This window comes from Cryobacterium sp. TmT2-59 (assembly GCF_004403545.1).
GTDB classification, from domain to species: domain Bacteria; phylum Actinomycetota; class Actinomycetes; order Actinomycetales; family Microbacteriaceae; genus Cryobacterium; species Cryobacterium shii.
The window spans coordinates 1-7,331 of sequence record NZ_SOGM01000077.1; the positions used below are offsets into that span (position 1 = coordinate 1).

Sequence of the window (7,331 nt, forward strand, 5' to 3'; positions counted from 1 at the left end):
CCCAACCCGCCCGGGGGAAGATCTGCTCGTGCTCGAGCTGACCGGCGGAAATGATCGTCCCGGCCTTGTCGAAGATGATCGCGCGGGTACTGGTGGTGCCCTGGTCGATTGCGATGACGTGCTTGGCCATGGAATTCCTCCTAGTGGGTGGTGCGGGAAGTCGGAGCGGAAAACAGAGTTGCGGTGAAACCGGGCGGACAGCAAAAAAATGGGCCGATTCAGATGTCGAATCGGCCCACCCTTCAGCGCTAGGTGAGGATGGGGAGCAGGACCAGGGACGCCCAGCCGGCCAGCACCCCGCCGATCACCGGCCCGACGACCGGAACCCAGGAGTAGGCCCAGTCTGAGGAACCCTTGCCCTTGATCGGAAGCACGAAGTGCGCGATCCGCGGCCCAAGGTCACGGGCCGGGTTGATGGCGTAGCCGGTCGGTCCGCCGAGGGAGGTGCCGATCACGAGAACTAGCAGGGCCACCGGCAGTGCGCCGAGGGCCGCGAGGCCACCGCTTTCGCCCTGGCGGCCGCCGCCGAAGGCCAGAACCACGAACACGAGCACGAAGGTGCCGATGATCTCGGTGACCATGTTCCAGCCGTAGGAACGGATGGCCGGGCCGGTCGAGAACACGCCCAGCTTGTTGGCCGGGTTCGGCTCCGCATCGAAGTGCTGCCGGTAGGCCAGCCAGCAGAAGACCGCCCCGATGAAAGCACCCAGGAACTGGGCTGCGATGTATGTCAGGACCGAGAGGAAATTGACGGGGACGCCGGATCCGAACTCGGTGGCGCCCGACGCGACGAGGCCGAGAGTGACGGCCGGGTTCAGGTGTGCGCCGGAATTATAGGCAGCGATCACACCGACGAAGACCGCGAAGCCCCAGCCGATGGTGACCATCAGGAACCCGCCGCCGAGGCCCTTGTTCTTGGCCAGAGCGACGTTGGCGACCACGCCGGTTCCGAGGAGGACCAGCAGCGCCGTCCCCACGACCTCCGACAAAAACACAACTCCGATATTGTCCACGTTGACCTTCCTTGCCGGGCGGGAGATGCCGGAGCGATCCCATGTTGGTGTGCGGTTTGCATCACCATAGCCCGGTGCTTTCCGGAGGGGAATGGGAAGACTTTCCCGCTGATTTTGGCCCTTATCAGCCGTTGCGCCCACGCGTAGATTGAAGCGGGTAGGCGAAGTTCCTACGGCACGGCACCGCGGTCGTGCCGTCCTGTCATCCCGATCGAAGGAAGAGCCATGAAGAAACTCGTCAATGATCCAAAGAACGTGGTGGATGAGGCTGTTGCCGGGTTCGGGGCAGCCCACGCCGACCTGGTGAGCGTGCACCAGGATCCCAACTTCATCGTGCGCAAGGACGCACCGGTGGCGGGGAAGGTCGGACTGGTCAGCGGAGGAGGCAGCGGTCACGAACCGATGCACGGTGGTTTCGTTGGATTCGGAATGCTCGACGCCGCTGTTCCCGGCGCCGTGTTCACATCCCCGACACCGGACCCCATCCTCGCCGCGACGAAGGCCGTTGACGGGGGAGCGGGAGTGCTTCACATCGTCAAGAACTACACCGGCGACGTCCTCAACTTCGAGACGGCGGCCGATTTGGCCGCCGCGGACGGCATCGAGGTGCGCTCGGTGCTCGTCAACGACGACGTCGCGGTGAAGGACTCCCTCTATACGGCCGGCCGACGCGGCGTCGCCGGAACGGTGCTGGTCGAGAAGATTGCCGGGGCGGCCGCAGACCGGGGGGACAACCTGGATGCGGTGGCGACGGTGGCGGAGAAGGTCATCGCGCGGGTGCGGTCGATGGGGGTGGCTCTGACGCCGTGCGTCGTGCCGCATGCCGGCGAACCGAGCTTCACCCTGGCTGAGGACGAGATCGAGATCGGAATCGGCATCCACGGTGAGCCGGGACGGGAACGAATCAAGCTTGAACCCGCTGATGCCATCGTCGACCGGCTGCTCGGCCCCATCCTCGACGACATCCCCTTCGTAAGCGGCGACGAGGTTCTCCTCATGGTCAACGGCATGGGCGGGACGCCGCAGATCGAGCTCTACATCGTCTTCCGGCACGCCGCCGAGGTCCTTGCGGCGAAGGGCCTCACGGTCACTCGGACCCTGGTCGGGAATTTCACGACCTCACTCGAAATGCAGGGCATGTCGATCACGGTACTGAAACTGGACCAGGAATTGACCACCCTGTGGGATGCGCCGGTCCAGACGGCGGCGCTACGGTGGGGACGGTAGAGGGAGATCGAATGAACTTGGGTGCCACCTGGGCGAAGGCCTGGATCAGGACCAGCGCGGATGTCATGAGCGAACACCGGGTGGAGCTGATCAACCTGGACCGCGAGATCGGCGACGGTGACCACGGCGAGAACATGGACAGGGGTTTTCAAGCGGTGCTCGGGAAGCTCGACGATCTACCGGCGGATGCCGCCCCCGGGGACGTTTTCAAGCTCGTCGCGACCACACTGATCTCCACGGTGGGTGGCGCCGCCGGTCCGCTGTACGGCACGGCGTTCCTGAAGGCCGCCGTGGCCGTGGCCGGTGCGCTCGAGCTTGACGGCGCCGCGCTGGTGGCGCTGCTCACGGCCGCCAGGGACGGCATCGTCCTGCGCGGCAAGGCGGAATTAGGAGACAAGACCATGGTTGACGCCTGGACTCCGGCCGTCGACGCGGCCGCCGCCGCCCACGAGGCAGGGGCCAACGATCTGGACATCCTGATTGCGGCAGCGAACGCCGCGGAGGCGGGAGCGGTCGCGACGGAACCCTGGGTGGCGCGTAAGGGCCGGGCGAGCTACCTGGGGGAGAGGGCCATCGGCCATCGAGATCCCGGCGCCCAGTCGTCGGCCCTGCTGCTGCGTGCGGCCGCAGACACGGCGGCGGCGTGAAAGTGGACGCTAGGAAAGGTCGGGTCGGCCTGGTCTTCGTCTCGCACAGCGCCAAAATCGCGGAAGGTTTGGTGGATCTGGCGCGCCAAATGGCGCCGAACACCGCCCTCATCCCGGCGGGGGGAACCGACGAAGGCGATATCGGGACGAGTTTCGAGAAAGTGGCCACCGGCATCGTGCAGGCGGATGCGGGTGCCGGCGTCGCACTGCTCTGCGATCTGGGCTCCGCCATTCTTACCGCAGAGACGGCGCTCGACTTCCTGGCCGAAGACGTGCGAGCGCGCGTGCGCATCGTTGACGCGCCCCTGGTCGAAGGCGGCGTCGCAGCCGCCGTGGCAGCCGAGGTCGGGGGAGATCTCGATGCCGTGGAGAAGGCCGCCCGCTCGGCCGTTCACCTATCGCCGGCCGTGGAGGCAGCACCTCCCGTTGCTCCTGTTGTCACCCGCAGGGTGACACTCGTCAACAGGGACGGCCTGCACGCTCGGCCCGCCGCCGACTTCGTCAAGCTGGCCAGCACCCTCAACGCACGCGTGACGGTGAACGGCAAGGATGCGTCCAGTCTGCTGGCCATCATGGGCCTGGGCCTGATCCGGGGCATGACCGCCGAGATCTCGTCCTCCGACGAGCACGGAGCGGAAGCGGTCGAGGCCCTGGCCAATCTGCTGGAATCAGGATTCGGCGAGGAATAGGGGACGGCGTTCCCGAGCACGCGCGCCCCCTTCAGTAGGATGGGGAGCTGTGGGCATGACCGGCACCGGTCCCGTGTCGACAGGGTCGCGAAGCTCGGTTTCCGGCCTGCATCCTCTCGCGATTCGAAGGCCGGCACCTTGAGTTCTTCCCCCGACCGTGGTCTGTCAGCGTGACCCATCAATGGCCGGCGCGCGCGCGAATGTCGGTCGCGTCCGAATTCGGACTGCGGGCGACATTCCCTGACCATCCGACAACCGCCGCCGCACGCAGCGAGGTGAAAAGGCTCCTGGCTCGGGCATTCTCCGCCACATCCCAGGCCTCCCTGATCACCGATGCCCGGCAGCGGATCCTTCACGTCAGCGGATCCTTCACCGCCATCACGGGCTATGACGAAGCCGAACTCCTGGGCCAGGACTGCCGTATTCTGCAGGGGCCCGGATCCGACCCCGGCGTCACGGCAGCAATCCGGCGGGCACTCAGTTATGGGGAATCGTATGAGGGAGATATCCTCAACTACCGAAAAGACGGTTCCCCGTTCTGGAACAGCCTGAGCATCAGGCCGCTGCGCGACGAGGCAGGAACGATCACCCACTTCGTCAGCGTCCAGCGTGACGTCACCGCGCGAATGGCACACCAGGAGCAATTGCGGTTCCAGGCCGGGCACGACCCGGTGACCGGCCTGCCGAACCGCCGGGCACTGGATCAGCACCTGTCCTCCCGTCGCCCCGCCGAGGGCGCAGTGCTGGCCATGATCGACGTCGTCGCGCTCCGCTCGATCAACAGCACCTTCGGGTACGAGGCGGGCGACAGTCTGCTCAAACAACTCGGACGCCGGATGCGGGAGCTGCTGGCGGACGGTGACTTCCTGGCGTGCCTCGGCGGCGATCTGTTCGCCGTCGTCCTCGAGAACATCGACGGAGGAACCCGGTTGGAGGATGAGCTGGCGCGCCTGCACGAGGCTGTGCAAACGCCCTTCTCGTTCACGGACCTGGACCAGGACTGCACCATCGATCTGAGCATGGGATTGGCCCGCATCACGGGTGACGGCACGACCGGTTTCCTTTTTCATCAAGCGGATGCTGCGCTCCGCCGGGCCAGGGAGGGCCGCCCCGCGGGCCCGTGGTGGACGCTGGCGCCGGACGTTCCCGAGGAAGCGGTGGATCGGGACGTCGACGGCGTGGGGGACCTGCCGGACGTGGGGGACCTGTCTACCGGCAGGTCCGATCGGGAGCAGTTGTTCGCCGGGGGACTGTCCATGTTCATGCAGCCCGTGCTGGATCTGCGAACCGGCCGACTCAGTCGAGTCGAAGCCCTGGCCCGGCTGACCCTCTCGGACGGCACGGTGATTCCACCGGCCCGGTTCCTTCCCGCCCTGGATGATGCCGACCTCGACGAGTTGTTCCGGCGGGGCCTGAACGAGGCACTCCGCTGCCTCGCTCGCTGGGACGACGGGGGCCTGTCGACCAGTGTCTCAGTGAATATCTCCCCGTCGACGCTTCGGAACCCGGATTGTCCGCGGTGGGTCAGCAATGCGATGCGGCGCCACGGCATCGCGCCGGACCGGCTCGGTCTGGAATTGCTGGAGACGCTGGCGGTCGAATCGGAGGTGCAGATCGAGGCGATCGATCGTCTCCTCCGTCTAGGAGTGGGGCTCGCCCTGGACGATCTGGGCTCGGGGTACAGCAGCCTGCAGCGACTGTTCGCGCTGCCCTTCGACACGATCAAACTCGACCGCGGTCTACTCGTCGAGATCCGGTCCAGACCGGTGGAGACGTTGAGCCTGGTCTCGGCCCTGACCCAAATGGGTCGTGACTTCGGCGTCAGCGTGGTGATCGAAGGACTCGAGGACGCCGGGATGGCCGAGGCAGCGAGCGTCCTGGGAGTTCCACTGGGGCAGGGATACTTCTTCGCCCGTCCGATGCCGGCGGATGAGGTGCCCGGATGGGTGGCCGGGTTCACCTTCCCGCTTCGTGCCGACGCGGTACAGAGCGCCCTCGGGGCCCTTGCGTACCACTGGCAGTTTCTGCGCTGGGCCTCGCCCCACCCGACTGTGCTCGCCGGCTGTCCTCTGACCGACTTCATCTCGCTCCATTCGACGACAGCCGCGGCCGCACGCTGGCACGCGCACCAGCATGGCCAGGCTCCCGATCCGGTGTACGGACAGATGCTGGCGGATTGGCTGGTCGACCTCGTCCGGGATGGCCCCCTGGGCGAGTAGCTGGAGGAGCTACGGGAGCAGGTTGTCCAGGATTCGTCCCGAGTATTCCTGGGCGAACACCGCGGCCAGGAACGTGATCGTCGGGATGAACAACGATCCCACCGCATGGCTCAGCGCCTGCCTCCGTTTCGGACTGGTGGGGGAGTCGCGGATCAGGTCGTGCACGGCGATCAGCTGCCGGACCCGTTCCAGAGCAGTCGCGGGGAGCTCGCTGAGCACCGCGCCGAAAGACTCGATCCGGAACTGCAGAAGTGCCAGGTTGTTATCCACACCGCGGCGGATGATCTTCCGAACAGCGGAACGCGAACTGACGATGGAGACCAGCGTCGCGACATAACCGGTCACGATGAGAGCGAACGCGATGGGCAGAAGCAACGGTGATGTCACCGACAGCAGAACTCCAACCAGAACCAGGTAGGCGGTGACTCCCAGTCCGCGGGCGAAATCCACCCTCGCCAGAGCACGGAGCTGCTCCTGGACGGCCATCGAGTCCGCTGGGCTGGGCCAGAATAGACGATGATCGAAACGAGCCTGCAAACTTATCACGGGCCAGGGGATCACGCTGGCGAACATCATTTCGCCGGCGTAGTAAAAAATGATCATCAGGAGCGCGGTGCTTCCGATCTGAAGCCGGCTGAGGGGGACCGGGGCGACCAGACCGGCGAGCAGGACGACGAACACCGTCAGTGCCGACGCGGCCAGCGTGCTCACCCGCGGCCGGTACCAGCGGCGGCAGAATGTCAGCACTTGTCGCAGATCGCAGATCGCAGTCGCGCGCGATCGTGTGCAGCACGGCGTTCAGGCTCCGTGTCGGTTCGGCCCATCCGGCCACGGTCCATCCGTCGAGAAGTCCCATCGCGAGGGCGATCAGTGCCCAGCGCATGACCGGAGCCTCCGCCCATTGGCCGGCAAAGGCGGTCAGGACCAGCGGGATCCCCAGTGCGACCGAGGCGCTGAAGGCCGCCGTCAGGATGGCGCCCCGGCTGCTCAGCAGTGAGATCCCACGTCGCTTCAGAATCAGGTCGGCCAGCCGGGGCATCACAAACTCTGTGGTCGGCGATTGGTGGTGGGCGACGTACTCCGAAAACAGTCGTTCGAAGGACTCGGCTCTCCGGTCGGGTCGCTGGTCGGTCACGGATCCTCACCTTTCAACGCTGCGTTCCCGAAGTTGGCGTGGCGCGTGGCGCGTGGCGCGTGGCGTCACACTACAGCCGCGTCCGGGGGTCCAATAGTGGCGCAGTATCCGCAAGCGGGAACTGGACTTATCCGAAAGAGTCCTAATCCTTCACGGAGCTGAGCCTGGGTGAGGTCTGCAGCTGTGATGATTTGAGGTTGATGTAGTCGGCGTGTGGCGCTCCGGCGGCGGCGGAGTGCTGGTGGATTATCTTGCTGCTGTAGCCGAGCGAGTTGGCTAAGGCGGTGGGATTGATTGACCTGCCGCGGAGTTCTCGGACAGTGGGCCCTCTTAAAATGAGGGACTACTGAAAGTAGAGATCAGCATGACCGCATCACGTCGGAAATTTACCCAGGAGTTCA

Annotated in this window: 7 protein-coding genes; 4 read left to right on the forward strand and 3 right to left on the reverse strand. The window is 65.7% G+C overall.

The annotated features are described in order from the left end of the window. Together E3T24_RS12065 and E3T24_RS12070 are read right to left on the reverse strand one after the other, a co-directional pair. Positions 1-130 (reverse strand): FGGY family carbohydrate kinase (locus E3T24_RS12065; protein WP_134434661.1); only part of this gene is annotated, 130 nt, incomplete at its 3' end. Between the two features lie 118 nt (positions 131-248). After that, positions 249-1,013 carry an MIP/aquaporin family protein gene (locus E3T24_RS12070; RefSeq protein WP_134402663.1) on the reverse strand — a complete coding sequence of 255 codons (765 nt, stop codon included), beginning with the start codon at positions 1,011-1,013 and terminating at the stop codon, positions 249-251. 225 nt (positions 1,014-1,238) lie between these two features. On the opposite strand from E3T24_RS12070, the gene dhaK reads away from it, so the two are divergent. The 4 genes from dhaK (at position 1,239) to E3T24_RS12090 (ending at position 5,795) form a co-directional block, all read left to right on the forward strand. Further along, a complete protein-coding gene (gene dhaK / locus E3T24_RS12075; RefSeq protein ID WP_134367151.1) occupies positions 1,239-2,240 on the forward strand; it encodes a dihydroxyacetone kinase subunit DhaK in 1,002 nt (333 codons plus the stop codon). Positions 2,241-2,251: 11 nt separating this feature from the next. Then, complete coding sequence (dhaL, locus tag E3T24_RS12080) at positions 2,252-2,887, forward strand: dihydroxyacetone kinase subunit DhaL (RefSeq protein WP_134405573.1); 636 nt, start codon at positions 2,252-2,254, stop codon at positions 2,885-2,887. Between the two features lie 71 nt (positions 2,888-2,958). Continuing rightward, entirely contained in the window at positions 2,959-3,576 is a 618-nt protein-coding gene (gene dhaM / locus E3T24_RS12085; RefSeq protein WP_338144999.1) for a dihydroxyacetone kinase phosphoryl donor subunit DhaM, read from the forward strand. A 200-nt stretch (positions 3,577-3,776) separates the two neighbouring features. Beyond that, positions 3,777-5,795 (forward strand): EAL domain-containing protein, encoded by a 2,019-nt coding sequence (locus E3T24_RS12090; RefSeq protein WP_134367155.1) that lies wholly within the window; start codon positions 3,777-3,779, stop codon positions 5,793-5,795. A gap of 9 nt (positions 5,796-5,804) precedes the next feature. Here E3T24_RS12090 and E3T24_RS12095 read toward each other — a convergent pair whose 3' ends face one another. Further along, entirely contained in the window at positions 5,805-6,506 is a 702-nt protein-coding gene (locus E3T24_RS12095) for a hypothetical protein (protein ID WP_134367157.1), read from the reverse strand. Positions 6,507-7,331: the final 825 nt, after the last annotated feature.